The 20,758-nt window shown below is 59.2% G+C and carries 25 protein-coding genes, 1 pseudogene and 1 riboswitch; of the genes and pseudogenes, 2 read left to right on the top strand and 24 right to left on the bottom strand.

Translation table 11 applies throughout. The features are described from left to right. Positions 1-107 precede the first annotated feature (107 nt). Entirely contained in the window at positions 108-419 is a 312-nt protein-coding gene (locus CWM66_RS09760) for a helix-turn-helix transcriptional regulator (RefSeq protein WP_007371335.1), read from the top strand. Positions 420-510: 91 nt separating this feature from the next. Here the strand turns inward: CWM66_RS09760 and cobT are convergent, their stop codons facing one another. The 21 genes and pseudogenes from cobT to CWM66_RS29235 form a co-directional block, all read right to left on the bottom strand. Then, positions 511-1,569, bottom strand: a complete 1,059-nt coding sequence (gene cobT, locus CWM66_RS09755; protein WP_107146588.1) for a nicotinate-nucleotide--dimethylbenzimidazole phosphoribosyltransferase — start codon at positions 1,567-1,569, stop codon at positions 511-513. Positions 1,570-1,596: 27 nt separating this feature from the next. Beyond that, positions 1,597-2,334, bottom strand: a complete 738-nt coding sequence (gene cobS / locus CWM66_RS09750; RefSeq protein WP_071921030.1) for an adenosylcobinamide-GDP ribazoletransferase — start codon at positions 2,332-2,334, stop codon at positions 1,597-1,599. Continuing rightward, positions 2,331-2,876, bottom strand: coding sequence for a bifunctional adenosylcobinamide kinase/adenosylcobinamide-phosphate guanylyltransferase (cobU, locus tag CWM66_RS09745; protein ID WP_107146587.1), 546 nt, complete (start codon positions 2,874-2,876; stop codon positions 2,331-2,333). Before cobU ends, cobS begins: the two co-directional genes overlap by 4 nt. Then, positions 2,870-4,393 carry a cobyric acid synthase gene (locus CWM66_RS09740; RefSeq protein ID WP_107146586.1) on the bottom strand — a complete coding sequence of 508 codons (1,524 nt, stop codon included), beginning with the start codon at positions 4,391-4,393 and terminating at the stop codon, positions 2,870-2,872. The genes cobU and CWM66_RS09740 overlap by 7 nt, the downstream gene beginning before the upstream one ends. Then, the gene (locus tag CWM66_RS09735) at positions 4,390-5,205 is read right to left on the bottom strand and encodes an energy-coupling factor ABC transporter ATP-binding protein (RefSeq protein WP_107146585.1); all 816 of its coding nucleotides are present in this window, start codon (positions 5,203-5,205) and stop codon (positions 4,390-4,392) included. The genes CWM66_RS09740 and CWM66_RS09735 overlap by 4 nt, the downstream gene beginning before the upstream one ends. 9 nt (positions 5,206-5,214) lie before the next feature. Beyond that, positions 5,215-5,895, bottom strand: a complete 681-nt coding sequence (locus CWM66_RS09730) for an energy-coupling factor ABC transporter transmembrane protein (RefSeq protein ID WP_071921864.1) — start codon at positions 5,893-5,895, stop codon at positions 5,215-5,217. Beyond that, a complete protein-coding gene (locus tag CWM66_RS09725) occupies positions 5,879-6,160 on the bottom strand; it encodes an energy-coupling factor ABC transporter substrate-binding protein (RefSeq protein ID WP_035888688.1) in 282 nt (93 codons plus the stop codon). Before CWM66_RS09725 ends, CWM66_RS09730 begins: the two co-directional genes overlap by 17 nt. Position 6,161: 1 nt before the next feature. Beyond that, on the bottom strand, positions 6,162-6,896 hold the full coding sequence (cbiM, locus tag CWM66_RS09720; RefSeq protein WP_107146584.1) for a cobalt ECF transporter S component CbiM: 735 nt from the start codon (positions 6,894-6,896) through the stop codon (positions 6,162-6,164). Further along, positions 6,893-7,603, bottom strand: a complete 711-nt coding sequence (locus CWM66_RS09715) for a cobalt-factor II C(20)-methyltransferase (protein WP_035888693.1) — start codon at positions 7,601-7,603, stop codon at positions 6,893-6,895. Before CWM66_RS09715 ends, cbiM begins: the two co-directional genes overlap by 4 nt. Then, a complete protein-coding gene (locus CWM66_RS09710; protein WP_035888694.1) occupies positions 7,600-8,394 on the bottom strand; it encodes a sirohydrochlorin cobaltochelatase in 795 nt (264 codons plus the stop codon). The genes CWM66_RS09715 and CWM66_RS09710 overlap by 4 nt, the downstream gene beginning before the upstream one ends. Before the next feature lie 10 nt (positions 8,395-8,404). Further along, the gene (locus CWM66_RS09705) at positions 8,405-9,187 is read right to left on the bottom strand and encodes a cobalt-precorrin-6A reductase (protein ID WP_369878885.1); all 783 of its coding nucleotides are present in this window, start codon (positions 9,185-9,187) and stop codon (positions 8,405-8,407) included. Further along, the gene (locus CWM66_RS09700) at positions 9,187-9,912 is read right to left on the bottom strand and encodes a precorrin-3B C(17)-methyltransferase (protein ID WP_107146582.1); all 726 of its coding nucleotides are present in this window, start codon (positions 9,910-9,912) and stop codon (positions 9,187-9,189) included. The genes CWM66_RS09705 and CWM66_RS09700 overlap by 1 nt, the downstream gene beginning before the upstream one ends. Continuing rightward, complete coding sequence (gene cbiG / locus CWM66_RS09695) at positions 9,912-10,967, bottom strand: cobalt-precorrin 5A hydrolase (RefSeq protein ID WP_079517700.1); 1,056 nt, start codon at positions 10,965-10,967, stop codon at positions 9,912-9,914. The genes CWM66_RS09700 and cbiG overlap by 1 nt, the downstream gene beginning before the upstream one ends. Then, positions 10,948-11,721, bottom strand: a complete 774-nt coding sequence (locus CWM66_RS09690; protein ID WP_035888698.1) for a cobalt-precorrin-4 methyltransferase — start codon at positions 11,719-11,721, stop codon at positions 10,948-10,950. Before CWM66_RS09690 ends, cbiG begins: the two co-directional genes overlap by 20 nt. After that, on the bottom strand, positions 11,714-12,283 hold the full coding sequence (locus tag CWM66_RS09685) for a decarboxylating cobalt-precorrin-6B (C(15))-methyltransferase (protein WP_107146581.1): 570 nt from the start codon (positions 12,281-12,283) through the stop codon (positions 11,714-11,716). Before CWM66_RS09685 ends, CWM66_RS09690 begins: the two co-directional genes overlap by 8 nt. Then, complete coding sequence (locus CWM66_RS09680; RefSeq protein WP_007371319.1) at positions 12,273-12,878, bottom strand: cobalt-precorrin-7 (C(5))-methyltransferase; 606 nt, start codon at positions 12,876-12,878, stop codon at positions 12,273-12,275. Before CWM66_RS09680 ends, CWM66_RS09685 begins: the two co-directional genes overlap by 11 nt. After that, positions 12,872-14,008, bottom strand: coding sequence for a cobalt-precorrin-5B (C(1))-methyltransferase CbiD (gene cbiD / locus CWM66_RS09675; RefSeq protein ID WP_072439772.1), 1,137 nt, complete (start codon positions 14,006-14,008; stop codon positions 12,872-12,874). The genes CWM66_RS09680 and cbiD overlap by 7 nt, the downstream gene beginning before the upstream one ends. Next, positions 14,005-14,637, bottom strand: coding sequence for a cobalt-precorrin-8 methylmutase (locus CWM66_RS09670; RefSeq protein ID WP_007371317.1), 633 nt, complete (start codon positions 14,635-14,637; stop codon positions 14,005-14,007). The genes cbiD and CWM66_RS09670 overlap by 4 nt, the downstream gene beginning before the upstream one ends. An 11-nt stretch (positions 14,638-14,648) precedes the next feature. Then, positions 14,649-15,605, bottom strand: a complete 957-nt coding sequence (gene cbiB, locus CWM66_RS09665; protein ID WP_007371316.1) for an adenosylcobinamide-phosphate synthase CbiB — start codon at positions 15,603-15,605, stop codon at positions 14,649-14,651. Continuing rightward, complete coding sequence (locus tag CWM66_RS09660) at positions 15,602-16,981, bottom strand: cobyrinate a,c-diamide synthase (RefSeq protein ID WP_007371315.1); 1,380 nt, start codon at positions 16,979-16,981, stop codon at positions 15,602-15,604. The genes cbiB and CWM66_RS09660 overlap by 4 nt, the downstream gene beginning before the upstream one ends. Before the next feature lie 99 nt (positions 16,982-17,080). Then, a riboswitch (cobalamin riboswitch) is annotated at positions 17,081-17,263 on the bottom strand. Between the two features lie 205 nt (positions 17,264-17,468). Then, positions 17,469-17,615, bottom strand: a pseudogene (locus tag CWM66_RS29235) (helix-turn-helix transcriptional regulator); the annotation flags it as partial. Between the two features lie 34 nt (positions 17,616-17,649). Between CWM66_RS29235 and CWM66_RS09655 the strand changes: the two are divergent. Continuing rightward, entirely contained in the window at positions 17,650-18,516 is an 867-nt protein-coding gene (locus tag CWM66_RS09655) for an L-threonine kinase (protein WP_107146580.1), read from the top strand. Between the two features lie 31 nt (positions 18,517-18,547). Here CWM66_RS09655 and CWM66_RS09650 read toward each other — a convergent pair whose 3' ends face one another. The 3 genes from CWM66_RS09650 to sbmC form a co-directional block, all read right to left on the bottom strand. After that, entirely contained in the window at positions 18,548-18,883 is a 336-nt protein-coding gene (locus CWM66_RS09650; RefSeq protein ID WP_007371313.1) for a DUF496 family protein, read from the bottom strand. 166 nt (positions 18,884-19,049) lie between these two features. After that, entirely contained in the window at positions 19,050-20,108 is a 1,059-nt protein-coding gene (locus CWM66_RS09645) for an FUSC family protein (protein ID WP_064565197.1), read from the bottom strand. Positions 20,109-20,233: 125 nt separating this feature from the next. Next, positions 20,234-20,707, bottom strand: a complete 474-nt coding sequence (gene sbmC / locus CWM66_RS09640) for a DNA gyrase inhibitor SbmC (protein WP_007371311.1) — start codon at positions 20,705-20,707, stop codon at positions 20,234-20,236. Positions 20,708-20,758 lie beyond the last annotated feature (51 nt).

Raw genomic sequence — 20,758 nt, 5'->3', positions numbered from 1 at the left:
GATTGGTTGGGCCACGATTGCTGTCGTGGCTTTAAAAATCGAGTTTGCGTATAGTACCGGCCCGGCCGTGACGTTCTTACACCAGGCCATCGCCACACAGGAATATTATGATCGCTAACCACCCAGAACGTGAGCAATTCCGCCTGGAAAATGTGCTCTTCGCCCTCGGCAACCCGCTGCGCCTGGCGATGATCAAACGGCTCGCCGATGGGGCTGAACTGAGCTGTAATACGTTGCGGCCGCAGGATGTGGCGAAATCGACCATGACGCATCACTGGCGCGTACTGCGCGACAGCGGCGTGGTCTGGCAGCGCCCGCAGGGGCGGGAAAATATGATTTCGCTGCGCCGGGAAGATCTGGACGCCTGCTTCCCGGGGCTGCTGGATACGCTGTTGCAGGTGATGCAACAGGAAGGGTGAGTTGCCGGATAGCGGCTTCGCCTTATCCGGCCTACGGTAAGCGAACCCGCTTCACAGGACGGATAAGCGCTTCGCGCCATCCGGCAAAATTCTATTTCGTTTCCGGTAACACAATATTGCTCGCCGCCAGCGTGCCCATCTTGTTGTAAATCGCGCAGGCTGCATCTACCAGCTGCATCGCCAGCGCCGCACCGCTGCCTTCCCCCAGTCGCATGCCCATATTGAAATAGGGCTCCAGGCCTAAATGTTCGAGCGCAATGCGCGCACCTTTTTCGGCTGAGAGATGCGACGGGATCAGATACGGCTTCACCTGCGGCGCGATACGGCAGGCGGCCAGCGCCGAGGCGTAAGAGAGGAAACCATCGAGCACCACCGGCAAACCGCAGGTTGCCGCGCCGAGGATCACCCCGGTCATGCCGAGCAGATCATAACCGCCCACTTTCGCCAGCACATCAAGGCCATCGGCAACATCCGGTTGGTTCACCGCAATGGCTCTGCGCACCACCTGCGCTTTATGCCCGAGCAGCGTTTCCGGCAGATTGGCGCCAATACCCACCACCGATTCCGGCGCTTCACAGGTCAGCACGCTGACAATCGCTGCGGCTGGCGTGGTGTTGGCCATCCCCAGTTCGCCGACGCCAAACAGCGTCACGCCCTGCGCTGCCAGCTCGCGGGTATAGCGCATCGTTTCCAGCAGCAGTTCCTGCGCCTGACTGCGGCTCATCGCCGGGCCGCTGGCGATATTCCCGCTGCCGCGCGCTACCTTCATATTGACGAGGCCCGGGATCGGATCGGCATCAATACCGACGTCCAGTACGTGCACTTTTGCTCCAGCTTGCGCCGCCAGCACACAAACACCCGTGGTGCCTTGCGTCATGTTCGCCGCCTGAATTGCGGTCACCACCTGCGGTGAAATCGCCACGCCTTCATGCCAGACACCGTGATCGGCGCACATCACCACAATCGCTTTTTCAGCGATCTGCGGCGTACCATTCAGCCCCGGCATACCGGCCAGTTGTACCGCTAATACTTCCAGTCGCCCCAGGCTGCCTGGCGGCTTCAGTAAACCATCCAGATGAACCCGGGCCTGCGCCATCGCCACGTCATCGGGTACCGGAATGCTTGCCAGTAATGTCGTTAATGTCTGCATGCTGTTTCTCATTATGTTGTGGGCTGTTTATAACAGCGCCAGAAGAAAAATCAGTTCGCCAAGCTCAATGGCGGCGCCGAGCGTATCGCCGGTCTGCCCGCCAAGCGTGCGCTTCAACATCTGCCCGAGCAGAAATACCGCCGCCAGAGTCACCAGCAGCGCCACGATCCCTTTCGCGCCCAGCAACCCTAGCGTGACCAGCGCGGTAATGATGAGCGTGACTGACGTATCGCGCCCCGACACTTTGCCGATAAACAGATTGCCGAGCCCCTCTTCGCGGGCGTAGCGATGACCGAACATCAGTAGCACCGCGCAGCCGCGCCCGGCGGCACAGGCCGCCGCCAGCGCCGCGATCATCGGCGCGTCACGCAGTTGCAGTTCGCTAAGAGTGAGGATTTTCGCTGCCAGCACAAACACCAGCGCCAGACCGCCATGCGTGCCGAGACGGCTGTCGCGCATGATCTCCAGCATCCGCTCGCGCCGCCGGGCGGAAAAAACGCCGTCGCAGGTATCGGCAAGGCCATCAAGATGAAACCCGCCGGTCAGCAACGCCAGCGCCAGCACGCAGAACAGCGCCGCCAGCGGTGCGCCGCACCACGGCTGCAATATCACCAGTACGCCGCCGCTAATAGCGCCCAGCAGTACGCCGACGAGGGGAAAAGTGACAATCCCGCGCACATAATCGGCGACATCCAGCCCCTGCACCCAGCGCTCCGGCACCGGCAGACGGCTGATAAATGACAGCGTGGCGAAGAACAGTTTCATTTGATTTTGACTCCTATCCCGGACACCACCAGCCAGACGTGATCCGCCGCCTGTGCCAGCCGCTGATTGACACGCCCGGCAATATCGCGGAAATGCCGCGCGAGGCGGTTTTCCGGCACAATCCCCATCCCCACTTCATTGGTGACCAGCACCACCGGCGACGGGCAGGCCGCGCAGGCGGCTATCAGCGCGTCAATTTCCTGCTGCACCTGCGTTTCCAGCGCGGCGTAATCCCACTGTTCCGGGTCACTCTCGCCACCAAAGGCAAACAGCAGATTGGTCGTCAGCGTAGTGATGCACTCCAGCAACACGGCTTCGCGCCTATCGTTGTCGGGAGTAATGATTTCCGCCAGCTGCAGCCAGCGCTCTTCGGTACGCCAGTGGGCCGGACGGCTCGCCCGGTGGTGCGCAATACGTGCCGCCATCTCCTGATCAAAGATCTGCGAAGTGGCGATATAGAGTACGCGGCTGGCGTCTGCAACCAGCGACTCGGCGTGGCGGCTCTTGCCGCTGCGCGCCCCGCCGGTAACAAGGGTTAACATGTTGGCTCCTGATGTTGCTGCATAATCTGGTAGATACGATCGATATCGACATGCTTGCGCATGGCGTCGGCGAGGATATCAAACTGCTGCGCTTTATAATCGGCATAATTTACGGCTATATCGAGCGGCCCCAATCCTTTACGCTCGCGCAGGCCATTCAGCAACGCGCGGGTAAACGCATCGCTGTCGAACAGGCCGTGCAGATAAGTGCCAAACACCAGACCGTCATCGCTGACCGCACCATCCGCCACGCGCTGACCGTTTTTCTCTAACCACAGCGCCGGACGACAACCGCTTTGCAACGTTGTTTCGCCCATATGAATCTCATATCCGCGCAGCGCCAGCCCGGCGCAGTTCGCCAGCCAGCCGGGCAGCGTCTCCTGCAAACGGGCCTCAACAAGCGTGGTGGTTTTATCCTGTGCGAAATGGGTCACGGTATTGAGCAACCCCAGCCCCGGCTGCGTACCCAGTCCGGATTCCACCTCGTCGACGATCGTCTCGCCGAGCATCTGGTAACCACCGCAAACGCCGATCGTCGGTACGCCCGCGCGATGCCTGGCAAGCAGCGCCTTCGCCAGCCCGCTTTCGCGTAGCCATTGGAGATCGCCGAGGGTATTTTTACTGCCCGGTAAAATCACCAGATCCGCGTCCTGCAAGGCATCGGGCGAGCGCACGTAGTGCACGCGCACATCCGGCTGCGCGGCCAGCGCGTTAAAATCGGTGAAGTTGGAAATATGCGGAAGCTGCACTACTGCGATATCCAGCGCCCGCTCGCCAGTGCTCAGGTATTTGCCACGTTGCAGCGCCACGCCGTCTTCATCTTCGAGATCAACCTCCAGCCACGGCATCACACCGATAACCGGAACGCCCGTCAGTTCTTCAATCTGTTTTATGCCCGGCGTCAATAGCGCGACGTCGCCGCGGAATTTATTGATGATCACCCCTTTTACTCGCCAGCGTTCATGCGGCTGGAGCAGCGCCAGCGTGCCGTAAATGGCCGCAAAAACGCCGCCGCGATCGATATCCGCCACCAGGATAACCGGGCAGGCTGCCATCTCCGCCATGCCCATATTGACGATATCCCGATCGCGCAGGTTGATCTCCGCCGGGCTGCCTGCCCCTTCCAGCACCAGCGCCTCGTATTCCTGCGCCAGGCTTTGCCAGACGCGCATAATTTGAGCACGCAGATGGGGTTTGTAGTCGTGATAGCTGACGGCATCCATGTCGGTCGCCACCTTGCCCATCAACACCACCTGCGCTTTACGGTCGCTGGTGGGTTTAAGCAACACCGGGTTCATACGCACATCCGGCACGATACCCGCCGCTTCCGCCTGGAATATTTGCGCGCGCCCCATCTCCTGGCCATCCGGCGTGATACCGGAATTGAGCGCCATATTCTGCGATTTAAAGGGGGCGGTTTTCAGCCCATCCTGATAAAAAATGCGGCACAGCCCGGCCACCAGCACGCTTTTACCTACATCTGAGGCGGTGCCCTGCAACATAATTGCCAGCGTCATGACGCCTCCTTAACCCGCATCGCCCGCATGCGGGCATAAAATTCATCTTCACTTTTACACAGCGGCAAACCCAGCTCGCTGTGCAGTTTTACCAGCCACGGCTGCGTCAGACCGGCTTTCTCAACCAGCGCGCAGCGGGCAAACACCTCGCCGGGCGTTCCCTGCGTCAGGCATTCGCCGTGATGCAGCACATAGACTGCATCACAAATTTCATAAATCAAATCAATATCGTGGCTGGAGATCACCACATGATTCCCCTGCGCGACAATACGGCGGATGATCGCGATCATCTGCGCGCGCCCGGCGGGATCAAGACCCGCTGTGGGCTCATCCAGCAGCAGATATTTTGCCTGCATCACCAGCGCGCCAGCGATGGCAACGCGCTTTTTCTGCCCGTGGCTCAGGCACTGGATTGGCTGCTGACGGAAGGAGTGCGCATCCACAAGCGTCAGGGCATCATCAACGCGGCGCGCGATCTCCGCTTCCGCCACGCCGATGTTGCGCAGGCTGAAAGCGATGTCGCTGTCGATATCGGTATAGAAAATCTGCTGATCGGGGTCCTGAAATACAGTAGTCACCTGCTGGCGCAGCGCCAGCAACCCGCGCTTGCTGTAATCGAGCGGTTTTCCCTGCCACAGCACAGCCCCTTTTTGTGGGCGCAGGATACCGCTCAGGTTCATAAACAGCGTCGATTTCCCACAGCCGTTCGCGCCGACCAGCCCGGTCACCGGCTGGCGGGAAAAATCGAGCGTCAGCCCTTTCAGCGTCGGCGCATCCTGGTAGCTGAACCACAGATTTTCACATGCCAGCATGCCTCGTCCCTACAGGTGAAAATCACCCTGATAAAGTTTGATATCCAGCGTGGTCGCCATCGCTTTGTAGCGCAGCAGCACGCGGGTAAATAACAGGCTCACCAGCATCGCCAGTGAGCGGTAGCTCAGCGGTAAGGTGCGATAACCAAAGCGCAGCGTCTGCGCACGGTGAAGCGCCGCCGCCTCTTCGAGCAGGATAAAGATAAAGCGCCAGGTGAGCAGGATCTGTTCGGTCAGCAATCGCGGCACGCGCCCGCGTTTAAGCAAGACAATCAGTTGCGGAAAGGTCAGATTGAGCACAAGCCAGAAGGTTGCCGCCAGCGCGGCGAGGCTGCGCCATAACGTGCTGTTGGCTGATGCCAGCCCCTGCAGCGTTACGCCGATCCAGATGCTGCCCAGATGCACGCCGTACAACAGCTGCTGCGGCTCGCGCGTCACGCTGAACAGAATCGTCACCACGCCAACCAGCAAAAAGCCCATCGGCAGAGCCATCCAGCGCAGCCAGCGCCAGAGTGAGACGCGCAGCAGCCAGCAGGTAAAAATCGCCAGCGCCACCAGCAACACCCCCTGCCCGAATGGCGGCAGAGAAAAGGCCAGCACCATCATCAGCAACCAGAACATAAATTTACGCTCCGGCGCAACGTGAAACCAGCGGCTCTGGTAGCTCAGCCGATCAAGACCGTTCGCGATCACGCTGCCTGCCTTTCATATAACCGAGGATATAGAAAATGACCGCTGTGCCAATCGAGCCTTGCAGGGTAAAAAGCAGGCTTTCAATTTCGCCGCTTGCTGGCGCATACAGCGGCTGGAACCACGGCTGGTAATGGGGCGCAATCGCCAGGATCTGGCTTTCCGCCTGGTTGTCGGAACCATTATATTCACCGCCGTGATTGATAAAGAACGGCAGCACCATCAGGGCGATCACCATCGCCAGCAGAATCAGGGTCTTTTTCATCTTAATGCCCCCTTACGGAGATCAACTGTCGTTTGGTGAGCTGATCGTAAATCATCACCGTCAACAACCCTTCCGCGATGGCAATCGGAATTTGCGTCAGGCAAAAGATGCCCATAAATTTCACGATCGAGCCAGTTGCCCCAGTTTGTGGATCCGGGAATGCCACGCCCAGTTGCAGCGAGGTAATGAAGTAGGTCGCCAGATCTGCCAGCATGGCGCAGAGAAACACCGCCACATCGCGGCGGAAACCCGCCCGGTAGGCCAGTTTCCACACCACATAGCCGACAACAGGGCCAATGACCGCCATCGACATGCCGTTGGCGCCAAGCGTGGTCAGCCCGCCGTGCGCCAGCAACAGCGCCTGAAACAGCAGCACAATCGCGCCAAGAATCGCCACCACGCCGGGGCCAAACAAAATTACCGCCAGCCCGACGCCGGTCGGGTGCGAGCAGCTGCCGGTCACCGACGGGATCTTCAGCGCCGACAGGACAAAAATAAACGCACCGCACAGCGCCAGCAGTACCTTCTGGTTGGTATCGTCTGCCACAATGCGGCGCAGACACACCAGCCCGTACCACAGGCACGGCAGGAACAGCACCCACCACGCCAGCGACCACATCGGCGGCAGAAACCCCTCCATAATGTGCATGGCGAAGGCCTCCTGCGGCACCACCATCAGCAGCAGCGCCGCGGCAAGCCCGCTGCAGGACAACTGTTTCAGTTGTTGCGTTTTCATCTTCTCTCCCACTGTTTATTCACCAGAATGGTCGAAAAATAGGGCAGCGGCTGGTCATCGCGAACCTCGCTAAGCTGCCGCCAGCACTGCTCGCCGGGCAGGGTGGCTTCCGCCATCATCAGGGCGTGCTCCAGCAGCCCCGCTTGCGCCAGCAACGCTTTGATACGGGCAAAACGGCCATAGACTTTCATCAGTACCAGGCTGTCGTGTTGCTGTAACGCCTGGCGGATTTCATCTTCCGGCGCGGTGCAGGACACCACGCCCAGCGACTGTTGCTCCATCGCCAGTGGCACCTGCGCACGCGCGGCAATGGCGGCAAACGACGTGACGCCTGGTACAATCTCCAGCCACTGCGGCTGGCCAAGCCGTTGCAGCAGGAATACCCAGGTGCTGAACAGCATCGCATCGCCGAGGGTAATAAACCCCACCTGTTTACCGGCCCGCACTTCCGCTGCCAGCGCGGCGGCGACCTCGTCCCACACCGCTTCTTTTTCTGCGCTGTCAGCGCTCATTGGAAAGTGGCAGCAGCGTACTTCGGTCTGCGCGCCGAGGTACTCGCGCACAATGGAAAGCGCCAGGCTGTCGCCGCCTTTGCGCCCGGCCGGGGCATACAGCACATCGAGCTTTCCAAGAATGCGCGCGCCGCGCACGGTGATCAGATCGGTAGCACCTGGACCGGTGCTCAGCGCGTAAAGTTTACCGCTCATGCTGCGGCCTCCATCACTTGCGCCAGCGCCTGATGCAGATGCTGGACAAACATCGCACGCACATCGGCATTCTCGCCTAAGCCCTGTAACCACGGCGTCGCGGCAATACCGACGCGCTCAAACTGCGTCTTCCACGAATCATCGTCATCGGACGCCATGTCGTTGATCGCATGGTCGCCCGCCACCAGCATCAGCGGCATCAGGTGCACCGCTTTCACCCCTTCATGACGCAGGCCGTCGATCAGCAGATCGATTTCCGGGTAACTCTCCACCGCGCCAACACGCGCCGGAAAACGGTACGCCGCCATCATATGGTCGAGGCAGGCGTAAGCGGCAAAAGCGTGATGGCTGGCGCCGTGACCCATAAACACCACGCGCTCATCGGCCGCGACCTGCGGCATCTGCCGGGAGAGCGCCTGCATCAGATGCAGATAATCGTCGTGGCTGCTGAGCAGCGGCGCGCCAATCACCAGCCGTTTGAACAGCGGGCGCAGTGTCTGGACTTCACGAACGATTTTTTCGTATTCGTCGCCGTTGATAATGTGCAGCGACTGGATCGCCACGTCCTGATACCCCTGCTCCGCCAGCTTTTGCAGCGCCTCCAGCGGCGTGTCGATATGCAGGTTGTCGCGCTGTTTGAGCTTGCGAATGATCATCCCGGAGGTAAAAGCGCGAAACAGCGCACGATCCGGGCAGCTTGCCGCCAGATCGCGCTCGCAGGCGACGATGTTCTTTTCACAGGTGTCGCGATAGCTGGTGCCAAAGCTCACCACCAGAAGGGCTTTCTTCATTCTGTTCTCCTCACTGTGCCGCCAGCCAGCGTTGCAAGCGTCCGGCAAAGTCATCCTGACTGTTGAGTAACTCATCGCCCACGACCTGCGGTTGCGGCCGGGCAATCACAATGCACGGGATGCCAGCATCCAGCGCAGGCTGTACTTTTTCCAGATAACCGCCTTCCGCGCCGGAGGCTTTGGTGATCATCACTTCAACGCGGTACTGGCGATAAAACGCGGCGTTAAATTCAGCGTTAAACGGGCCGCACAGCGCGAAGATCTCCCCCACGCCAAAACCCAGTTCTGCGCACTGCGCCAGCACATCCGCCACGGGCAGCACCCGTGCCAGCAGCGTTTTCCCCGGCAATCCGTCGCGCCAGCGCGCCAGATCTTTGCTGCCGGTGGTCAGCAAGATACGCTCACCCAGATTACGGGCTTTGTCGCAGGCTTCCTCCAGTGTGGCGACGTTGAACAGCAGCGGATGTTGCAGCTCCGGCAGTTGCTCCGGGCGCTGATAACGGCTCAGCAACACCTGCGCCGCGTTGCAGGCGTAGGCAATATTGCGGCTGACCACGTCGGCGTAGGGGTGCGAAGCATCGATCACCCAGCGCGTATCGTTCTGTTTGAGCCAGCTAACCATCTCGCCCAGCTCCAGCCGTCCGCAGCGCACCTGACCGCGAATGTTGCCTGCCAGTTGCGCACCGGTCGGCGTGGCAACCGACAGCGTGTAACGCACTCCGGCTTCATCCAGTTGCTGGCAAATCAGCCGCGCATCGCTGGTACCGCCAATCACCAGCACCTCGCCTGCCATCACAGGGTGTAGCCTCGCGGAGTGATCATCAGACCGTTTTGCACATAGGTGGCGCGGTTACCGACAATCACCAGGCTGGTCATATCAACAGGTGCAAAATCCATCTCGCCGAGCGTGGTCAGCCATTTTTCCTCTTTTTTGCGCCCGGCAGATTTCACCACGCCCACCGGCGTGTTGGCGCTTTTGCTGGCCGCCAGCAGTTCGAATGCCCGCGCCAGATGCCCTTCGCGGCCCCGGCTTCGCGGGTTGTAGAAGCAGATAACGAAATCCGCCTCGCCGGCTGCGATAATGCGTTTTTCGATAACCGGCCACGGCGTCATCAGGTCGCTCAGGCTGATATGGCAGAAGTCGTGCATCAACGGCGCGCCCAGCAGTGCAGCGGCGGCGATACTGGCGGTCATCCCCGGCACCAGCCGCACTTCCACATCCAGCTGTTGCTTGTTGACCAGTTCGAGTACCAGCCCGGCCATGCCATAGATCCCGGCGTCACCGCTGCTGACCAGCGCCACGTTATGCCCGGCCTGCGCCAGCTCAATCGCCGCCTGGCAGCGTTCAATCTCTTTGCACATGCCGGTTTTGATCACCTGCTTATCGCCGGTGAAGGCTTTGACAAGGTGCGTGTAGGTTTTGTAACCCACCACAATTTCCGCTGCCTGTAGCGCATCGATGGCCTCCGTGGTCATCATTGCCTGTGATCCGGGGCCAATCCCGATTACCGTTAACATCAGTGCGAAACTCCCAAAGTAATTGTCACGCCCTGCTCCCGCAGGGTCTCACCAACCAGTTGCCCCTGGCTCATCAGCCAGGCTGCCGGGCCGGAAACGCTACCCACGCCTGCGGTCTGCCGGACAAAGTCCGAGGCCGGAAAGCGATGCTCGTGCTCACGCAGCGCCTGCGCGGTAAAAATTTCAAACGGCACCCGCAGGCTCTCCACCAGTTGCAGTAGCCCTTTCTCATCCTGCTTTAAGCTGATGCTGCCAATCGCCCGCAGCGCCAGCGGATCGAAGGCCTGCGCCTGCAACTGGCGTTGCAGTAACGCCGACAGCAAGGCAAACGGCGTATCGCGCCGACAGCCGATCCCCGCGACCACGCGCTTTGGCACCAGTTTAAACACCGGCACGGGCAGCGCAGGCAGTTGCGCCCGAATGGAGACGCAGACCAGCCCGTCCAGTTCCGGCAGAGCGTCAAGGCACGTGACGGGGATAAAACCTCGCGTATCACAGCTTGCCACTTCCTCACGCAGCGCCTCTTCACACCACAGGCCGATGCGTTTACCGCTGACCAGCATGTGGTTGATGGTCTTTACCGCCGCGCGAAAATTCTCCATCCGCGCATCAAGCTGACAGGCCAGCGTGTCCAGCGCCGCCAGTTCGTTTACATCGGTCGCCGTGGTGATCACCGGATCGGCATCCAGTACGCCCGCCAGATAACGCGTCAGCGCGTTTCCGCCGCCGTAGTGGCCGGAAAGCAGACTGATCGCATGCTGGCCGCGTTCATCAATGACGATCACCGCCGGATCGAGAAATTTGTCGTTGACCAGCGGAGCAATCGCCCGAACGGCAATGCCCGTTGCGCCGATAAACACCACCGCCGGGTAGTGGCAAAAGGCCTCGCGCAAGGTCTGCGCAAAGCTGCCTGCAAAAGGCTGAAAGCCGTCGGTGAGCAGCTTCTCGCTGGTAAAACAGGTCATCGGCAGCACCGCTTTCAGACGGTTCGCTAGCGCCACGCCGCCCGGCGTCAGGCAGAACAGCGCAATCGATTCAGGCTTTACGGTATTCATGGCTGAAATCCGCCGCATACAGCCGCGAGTAGTGGTACTCCTCGCCAAGAAATGCGCCAACGAGGATCAGCGCGGTTTTACGGATGCCAGCTTCACGCACTTTGTCGCCGATATCCGACAGCGTGCCGCGTACCGTCTGGCTCTGTGGCCATGTGGCTTTGTAAATCACCGCCACCGGCGTGGTCTGCGGGTAGCCGCCTTCGATTAAGCGCTCCGCCACGCGATGGATGCGCTGCACGGAAAGGTAGATAGCCATCGACGTCTGATGGCTGGCGAAGGATTCAAGCTGCTCGCGCTCCGGCACCGGCGTACGCCCTTCCAGGCGGGTAATGATCAGGCTCTGCGACACTTCCGGTACGGTGTACTCAACGCCCAATTCTGCCGCCGCGCCGAGAAACGCGCTGACGCCCGGCACGACCTGCCAGCGGATGCCGCGCCGGGTCAGTTCTTCACCCTGCTCGCGCACCGAGCCGTAAAGCGAAACATCGCCGGTTTGCAGACGCACCACGACTTTCCCGGCTTTCACTCCGGCTTCCATCAGGTCGATAATTTGCTCAAGATGCAGTTCGGCGCTGTCATGACATGCCGCGCCAGCCGGGCAATATTCCAACAGCTCGGTGTTGATGAGCGATCCGGCGTAAATCACCACCTGAGCCTGTTGCAACAGCCGGTAGCCTTTCAGGGTGATCAGTTCACGATCGCCCGGCCCGGCGCCGACAAACCAGACCGTTTGTGCATCAGCGTTATCAGGCATGCTGCTTCTCCTTTTCGCAGGAAATCAAAAAGACAGGGTTATTCGCTTTGAAGTAATGACCGCTGCCCAGCCCGGTGAGCAGGGAGACCTGGATTTGCTGGCAATCCAGCCCGGCAACCCGGCGGGTGCGCAGGTGTGAGAGCGCGCTGTTAAGGTTCTCCTGCAAAATAAAGGTCATCACCAGCCGTCCTCCGGGGTGAAGCTGCGCCAGCGACCAGTCAATCAGTTGCGCCAGGTTGCCGCCGCTGCCGCCCATAAACACCGCATCGGCAAGCCGATCGACAAACAGCGGCGCTGCGCCGGTGACGATGGCAATGTTGCGACAGCCAAAGTGCAGGCAGTTATCTTCCAGCAGTCCCAGCGCCGCCGGGTTACGCTCGATGGCGGTGACCTGCAAGCCCGGGTGCGCCAGCGCCGCTTCAATGCTGACGCTGCCGGTACCCGCGCCGATATCGATCAGGTGCTGCGCGCGATGCAACTCCAGCTTCGACAGCGCCAGCGCACGCACCGCCTCTTTGGTCATCGGCACCTTTTCACTACGGATAAACAGCTCATCTTTCATTGAGGATCACCACCACATTCATTGCATATTCGGCCTGTACTTCCGCCGGACGCAGCCGGTGGATGCGCTCATCGTCCAGCCCTAAGTTTTCCCCGATCACCAGCCAGCACTTTTCTGCGCCGCGCGCCAGCAATGCCTCTGCAATCGCTTTTGGTCCGCACTTTGCGTCAGTGACCATCGCCACTTTGTGGGCGCGGGCTAACGCGTCGAAATCCACTGCCCGCCCGTGGCTGCTGGTGAGCCAGATGTCATTCATATCGATACCCGTGCGCGCGCAGAGATATTGCACGGCGCTGATGCCGGGAATAATGCGCAACTGCCCGATACCGAAATGCGCCACCAGCCGGGTGCCGATGCCGTAAAACAGCGGATCGCCGGAAGCCAGCACCACCACGCGCCGCTGCTGTTGCTGCTCAAGCCACGTCAGCAGGCCGGGGATGTCAGCATCCAGTACGCGAACTTCACCGCGAAAATCGGCAAACTGCGCCAGGTGGCGTTTGCCGCCGACCAGCACGTCGGCCTGCGCCACGGCCTCCAGCGCCTGCGGCGTCATCAGCGCGAGGTTACCCGGCCCCATGCCGGCAATGGTCAACATTTCAGATCTCCGGCAATCTCTTCAACCGGGCGATTCGCGCCCAGCACTTTGTTATCAAAAGAGAACAGCACCGCATCACACTGCGGCGGGTTTTGCGTGAAACGCAGCATCTGCGCGATGCGCAGGCAGATCCGCTGCGCCAGATGCGTGTAAAGATGGCTGAACCCGGCAGCATCGATGTACTCCATTGCCGCTTCGGTGGTGTCGCAGTCGCTGACCTTCAGCAGCAGATCATGTGGCGCGCCGAGCAGCGCCAGGTGTGCGACCAGCGTCTCCATCCGCGCATCCGCGATATGGCTGTGGGTATGAAAAATACCGGCGGCGATTTTCACCAGCTTGCCGGGATGGCCGACCAGCACGATCTGCCGGTAGCCCAGACGCACCGCCTCTTCAATCATGTAGCCAACGAAGTTGCTCATCGTCACGACCAGCTCGCCGGAGACGCCAAGCTGCTCACGCACGAAGCGTTCGCCGTGGTTGCCCGGCACGAGGATCACCCGTTCCATTCCGCCCGCGCGTTTTAGCTCCAGCTCCAGCGACAGCGAGCGTTTCCAGCTCTCTTCTGACATCGGCGTCACGATGCCGGTGGTACCAATAATCGAAATACCGCCAAGAATGCCGAGCCTGCCGTTGTAGGTTTTCTTCGCCCGCTCTTCGCCTTCCGGGGCGAAAATTTCCACCTGCGCGCCGCGCGTGGGGCCAATCACTTCGCGGACAGCGGCTTCGATGGTCTGGCGCGGCGTGCGGTTGATCGCCGCTTCCCCCACCGCCAGGCCAATACCTTTGCGGGTGACGGTACCCACACCTTCACCGCCGCGCAGAACAATCTGGTCATCCTCGGTGAGCGTGACGCGGGCAAAGATCAGCATGCCGTGGGTGACATCCACATCGTCGCCGCCATCTTTGCGAATGGCGGCAATCGCCTGCTGGCCTTCAATGTGCGGCGATTCCACATTCAGATGCAGGGTGACGCCGGAGGGGGTGACAATCGAGACCTGGTGAATAATGTGCTGGCGCAGCACCATCAACGCCGCGACTTTTGCCGCTGCGGTGGCGCAGGAACCGGTGGTATAGCCTTTGCGCAGGGCTTTACCGTTGTGCCACACCGGGTCGTCGAAGGCCTGGCTCATTGCGCCGCCTGCAAGTGATAGAGCAGCGCATTAATAATCGCCGCCGCCACATTGCTGCCGCCCTTGCGACCCTGCGCGGCAATGGCGGGCAAACCGCTCTCTACCAGCGCCTCTTTCGATTCCGCAGCGCCAACAAAACCGACTGGCACACCGACCACGCCGCTGACCGGCACCTTGTGTTCCAGCAGGCGGAACAACGCCGTGGGCGCATTGCCGAAAACAAAGATTTTCTCTTCTGCTTCCGTCAGCGCCAGATCGACCGCCGCCATCGAACGGGTGATCCCCTCCTCTTTGGCTTTACGCACCACGCGCGGATCGGAGATGTAGCAACGCACTTCGCCGCCGAACTCCGCCAGCAGCCGCTTATTAATGCCGGAAAGCGCCATTGTGGTGTCGGTATAAAGGGTGCAGCCTTGCGTTATCGCCCCGCACAGACGTTGCAGCGCATCACTGGAAAACCACAGAATATCGAGCCAGTCGAAATCAGCGGTGGTGTGGATGACCCGTTTGATTACCGCTTCATGCAGCGGGCTGGCAAAACGAAAATCGGGGCGGGTTTGCTGGATAATCTCGCCGATAATGACAAAACTTTTGGCTTCAATAGCCTGCGGTTGCTGCAAATAATCCATCGTCTTCATCCTTATGCGCCCACGAGGGCAAGGTGTATCAGCGCAAACAGTGCCAGCGCCAGCGTGGCGGCAAGCCACATCATGCGAATGGTACGGGGAATGTCATCCGGCGTGATGGCGCGGAGCTCATCGCCAATCCACGGTTTTTCGACTCGCTGGCCGAAATAGTCATTTGGCCCGCCAAGCCGCACGCCAAGCGCCCCGGCCACGGTACCTTCCGGCCAGGCGCAGTTGGGGCTGCTGTGGTTGCGCCGATCGCGAAAACCGATACGCAGCGCATTGCCCGCATCATTACCTGCGAGCCATGCCGCCATACTGAGTAACGGCCAACTCAGACGCGCCGGGATAAAGTTGGCGACATCATCCAGCCGCGCGCTGACCATGCCGATCGCGCGGTATTTTTCATGCTTGTAGCCCACCATCGAATCCAGGGTATTGACCGCTTTGTAGGCCATTGCCAGCGGCGCGCCACCGAGCAGTAAAAAGAACAGCGGCGCGATAACACCATCGACAGTGTTTTCCGCGACGGTTTCCACTACCGCGCGGGTGATTTGCGGCGGCTGGAGCTGCGCGGTATCACGACCGACAATCCACGACAGCTTTTCGCGGCTTTCGGCAAGCGAACAGAAGCGCAGCGCCTGCTCCACTTCCCGCGCCATATCCGCAAGACAACGCGTGGCAAGCAGGGTGTAAATCATCCACACCTCCACGCACCAGCCGAACCACGGATGGATTGCCTGCGCTAGCGCGAGCACGCCCCAGGCAACGCTCCAGGTGATGCCCACTACCAACAGCCACATCACCCCGCCGCCGATGCGCAGCGCGGTATCGCTGCGGCACACTCGGCGGACGGCGCTTTGTACCAGGTTAATCAACGCGCCGATCCAGCGTACCGGATGCGGCCAGTGCGGCGGGTCGCCAAGTAAGCGATCGAGCAGAAATGCGACACACCAGGCCAGCAACGTCATGACGCGCTCCTTGCGGCAGCAAACCAGTGTTCCAGTATCGTTGGACGCTGGGCGAAATGCAGATGTAAATAGCTGGCAAAGGTGTTGCCCACCTGCCAGCCGCCCTGCCAGCGCTTCAGCACTTCGCCATCGCGCGTTTTATGGCACGCCAGCACGGCATCGCCGCGCGGGGTGAAATCGGAATAGTGAAACTCGTGGCCGCGCAGGGTTTCCCCTTCGGCAGCAAGTAAGGTCTGCTGCGTTGCGCGGGCTTCGCAGTAACCAAAGCGGGTGAGCTTACTGCCCATCCGGCTGTAACCGGGGATGGCACCGACCATCGGCCACTCATCACCTGCGGCATCCAGCAACGTATCGCCGAGATACATCAGGCCGCCGCACTCGGCATAGATCGCCACACCACGCCGGTGCGCAGCGAGAATGGCATCCCGCATCGGCTGGTTTGCCGACAGCACGCGCGCGTGTAGCTCCGGGTAGCCGCCGCCCAGCCACAGCATCTGGCATGCGGGCAACTCATGGTCATGCAGCGGGCTAAAACGCACGATGCGTACGCCGGTGTGTTCAAGCAGTTGCAGATTATCGGCGTAGTAAAAGTTGAAGGCTTCGTCGTCGGCCAGCGCCAGCGTCAGCCCTGCGCCCGCCTCTGGCGCGGGCATGGCAGGAAGCTCACCCTGCGGCAGCGTGGTGGTCTTGCTCAGAGCAAGTAAGCGGTCAATATCAAGGGTCTGTTCCAGGCGTGCGGCAAACTCCTGCCATGGCTGCGCGTCGACGACCGACTCGCGGGAAGTGACCAGACCAAGATGACGTTCCGGCAGCGCCACGCCGGGATCAACAGGAACATATCCCAGCACCGGCAAGTCACAGTAATGCTCAATGGCGTGTTTCAACAGTTGAAAATGGCTGTCGCTGTTTACCCGATTGACGATCGCTCCGGCAATGCGCAACTGCGGGTCAAAGTGCTGAAAACCCATCACCGTGGCGGCAATGGAGGTGGATACGGCTTTGCCATCAACCAGCAGGATCACCGGAAGCGCAAGCTGTTTTGCCAGCGCCGCACTGCTGCAATAGTTAGGGTCGGTGCCGTAGCCATCGTAAAGCCCCATTACGCCCTCAATGACGGCGACATCGGCAGCGGTGAAATGTTGGCGAAACAGCGCATTTAACGCAGACGGCGGCAGCATAAAGCTGTCGAGATTGCGGGAAGCCACGCCGGTAACGGCGCTATGCCAGGCGGTGTCGAGGTAGTCCGGCCCCACTTTGAAGGGTTGCACGAGTAAACCACGACGTTGCAGCACGGTAAGCAGCCCGAGCGTGACGGTGGTTTTCCCACAGCCGCTGCCGGTTCCGGCAAGAATAAAGGCGCTGCGTCTGTCTGACATTCCTGTAACCCCGTAGCGGGCAGGAAGAACGGAGCCAGGACGCGTGTTGACCCGGTCTTTCGACCGCACGCTACTGAGCAACCCACTTCCCACCGAAGTTGTTGATAATGTCCATCAGGCCGGTCTTCTGGCTTAGCGTCATCCTCACCCGCCCTTCCCGATCTTACGATCAGTGGCGATTACGGGGTCGTCAGCATCACAGCAGCGGGGGCTGCGGGGGATTTACACCCCCTTCCCAGCCGCAAAATACAGTTGCGGCAAACCTGATAGCTTTTTAATCACGGCACGTCATTATTACCCTGATTTTTCCCTGAACGTACTATATTGCAGCAGGGAAATAAAAACGGATTCAGTTTATCTTTGAGCAAATAATAATTTGTTGCGCTATGACAATTTATTGCTCACCCTTTTCATCCCCCCCCGGCATATTAAGGCTTCAGAAAATTCTCAAGCACATACGGAATAACAAAATATTGCTAACGGAAATTTAATCGCCCTTATAATTTGCATTATTTCGCAGACGAAATGCCTGCGGAGTCAGTTGACAGATCTGGCGAAAAACTTTGCAGAAATAGCGGGTCTGCGAGAAATCTACATTGCGCGAAATTCTGGCGTTCGCCGGGTCGAAGTGACACTATCCTGGCTTTGATTGTGAAGGGAGTTACAGCGTGGCGTTGGCACACTGTCCCGCATCGTGCGGCGAAATAATCCAGGGCTGGATCCTGGGAGGTGAAAAACTGGTCTCCTGCCCGGTTGACTGGTACAGCAGTGTCGAAGTCACATACGGCAAACCTCGGGTGGATGAACGGCCGCTGGCGCGTCGTATGGTTAACCAGCTTTTGTCGCACTGGCAGCTACCTGCCACACTGACGCACACGCTGCGCATTGAGTGCCGCTCTACCATTCCACTGGCCAAAGGCATGGCCAGCAGCACCGCGGATATTGCCGCCGCCGCCGTGGCAACGGCCCGTCATCTTGAGCAACCGCTGGATGAGAAAACACTGGCGCAACTGTGCGTGGCGCTGGAGCCGACCGACAGCACGATCTTTTCGCGCCTGACGCTGTTCGATCACAATACCGCTGCAACGCAGATTACCTGCGGCGGTTTGCCGGAGTGCGACGTGCTGCTGCTTGAAAGTCCGCTAACCCTGACCACTGCCGCTTATCATCGTCTGCCACGCCAGCAGGCACTGCTGGAAAATGCCCATACTCTGGATAATGCATGGCGCCTGTTGCAGCAAGCCTGCGGGGAAAATGATGCCGCGCGGCTGGGAGAAGCTGCGACGTTAAGCGCAATTGCCAGCCAGACGCTGCTGCCGAAACCGGCGTTTCCCGCCCTGCTCGATCTGGTGGAACGTTGCGATCTGTATGGACTGAATGTTGCCCACAGCGGAAGTGTGGTCGGGCTGCTGCTTGATAGTCAGCGCCATGATGTGGAAAGCGTTCGTCGGGAGTTGAAAGAGACCGGGTTGACGGCGCACTGGCCGCAAAACTATCTGCTGAAAATGGTGGCAGGAGGCGTGCTGGAAGGGTGAGAGGCGCACCTCTCACCGCTCGCTGGAGGCGTTATTCCGCTTTTGGCTCAATCGGCTTCAGTTCGCCCATAGTTTTGAGTTTTTTAGAGATTTCGCGGCGCTCTTTCGACAGTTCAGCGTTTTTGATGATGTAATCATCCACGCGATCTTCGTAGTCGGTCTTCATGCTGGCGATAATGCCCTGGATCGCTTCCACGCTCATACCCGGTTTAATGTAGTCGCTCAGGTTGTCCAGCAGCAGCACGCGCTTCTGGTTATCACGGATCTTCTTCTCCACGTCCTGGATTTCACGCTGCAATTTATTTTTGCGGCGGAACAGACGCACAAACTCCAGAACATCCTGGAATGAAGGCTTACTTGTTTCCATTTTTACACCCCTGATAATGTGAGATTCGGATTCGTTAAAGCAACCACCTTAGAGGCAAACCTACCCAATGTGGTCGCATAAGACAATGATTTTTCCTGGTGGCTATCATAACCGCAAATGTAGCTGAATCGAAACAACCCAACAACGCCATCGGGTTATCTGGCCGTTATTTGCGCAACGCCCGGCAAATCAAATGTGACAGCAGCTCCAGTTGACGGGCCAACTCCATGCTTAGCCAGACGTAACCGTGAATCGAGGTTTCAGCCAGCGCATCACCTTTATGTTCACTGCTCAATTGGCGCAATTCCGCCACAATCTCATTGAGCTTTTCAGTGTTGGCCAGAATTGGCTGCGGGTTGCCTTCATACAGCGCATGCGCAATGGTCAGCAGTGTTTGCTGAGTCATCTGCTGCGTATCACGCAGCGTATGCGCATTGATCATCACAAAATGGCTGGTACGTGAGCTCCAGTGAGCATTGATTTGCAGCTCCAGCATGCAGACCATATTGCGGCTGACGGTCTGGATGGCTTCGAAAATCGCCTTTTGCAGATGTGTCTCTTTGCAGGCTGGCGCGATCAGACCGCGCATCTTCACCACATCGTTGAGGATTTTTTGCAGATGTTTTTCCAGCCGCGGCCGTTCGACCAGGTTACGGGAGAAACCCGCCTGATAAACGCGATTGAAGGCAGTGACGTAGTTGGCCATCTGAATACGCCAGTGCAAAAATGCCCGCTGCGGCCAGATCCCGGTAAACAGCATCGCCAGCAGCGAACCGATAATCACATCGCCGCTGCGCCACAGCGCGGTATGCATATCACCTGGCGGCGCGCCAACCACCACAGATAGCGTAATACCAATGAGCAGCGCCTGGTAAGGCTTTTTGCCCAGCGCCAGCCAGCCACAGAGAAACATCGCCACCGCGCACCACAACAGCATCACGGGCAGCGAGAGCAGCTCCAGTTTTAATGCCACCAGACCCAGCGCCGCACCCAAAATTGTGCCGCCAATGCGTTCAAATGCGCGCGGAACCACGTTTCCCCAAAAGGAGATCGGCCCCATCAGAACCACCAGCGTGATCAGTGGCCAGGTTCCCTCCGGCACCTCCAGCAGACGGATCAGCAAAAAGGTCAGAATAAAAGCCAGCGCAATACGCACACCGTGTACGACACGATAATGGCGGTAAAGACGAATCTCGAAAGGACTGAGTGATTTGTCGCGACGCACAGTCGCTTCTCCCGATTGAACCGACAAAGGCGCAATTGTAGGATTTTTCGGACTCAGATAGCACCCTCTGCGATAAAAAAAGAGGCGACAGCGCTTCCTGTTACCTCTTCCGGTTAATTTATCGCTTACAGATTTTTCGGCTCAACCGGGATATGCATGTCGATTTCCCAGTAACCATCCTGCTGTGCATCGTTCAGGTAGACTTCAAAGCAGGGACCCGCAGCAATTTGCACAGATTGGTCGCTAAGCAGTTCATCAAAAAAGAGATCCCAGCACGCTTCGAACTCTTCGTTGTACACCCTCGCCTGCGCCACGGCATACTGGCCGCCGGGAATGTCGGTGAGGATCACCCCTTCGCTATTTGCCGGGATTTGAAAATCAGGATCGACGGTGATGGCAACGTCAGCGCGCAGCTTTTCCGGCGGCACTTCGTCAGGGTTATCGTAATAAGCGCACACCCACTCCAGCGGTGCGATCTTATTGCTGTCGACCCACATCATTAGCTGTTTAAAACCCTGCTTCACCGTCACATTCCAGGGCCCGACCAGATGGAACCCGGCGATACGACGTTTTTCCAGTTGCCTCACGTTGTAGCTCATGTTGACTCCCTTACCGTTACTGTTTGTTTATACAGTATAGCGTTCCGACGA

The organism is Kosakonia sp. H7A (genome assembly GCF_003028445.1).
GTDB classification, from domain to species: Bacteria; Pseudomonadota; Gammaproteobacteria; order Enterobacterales; family Enterobacteriaceae; genus Kosakonia; species Kosakonia radicincitans.
This window is presented reverse-complemented; position numbering and strand designations above follow the sequence as displayed.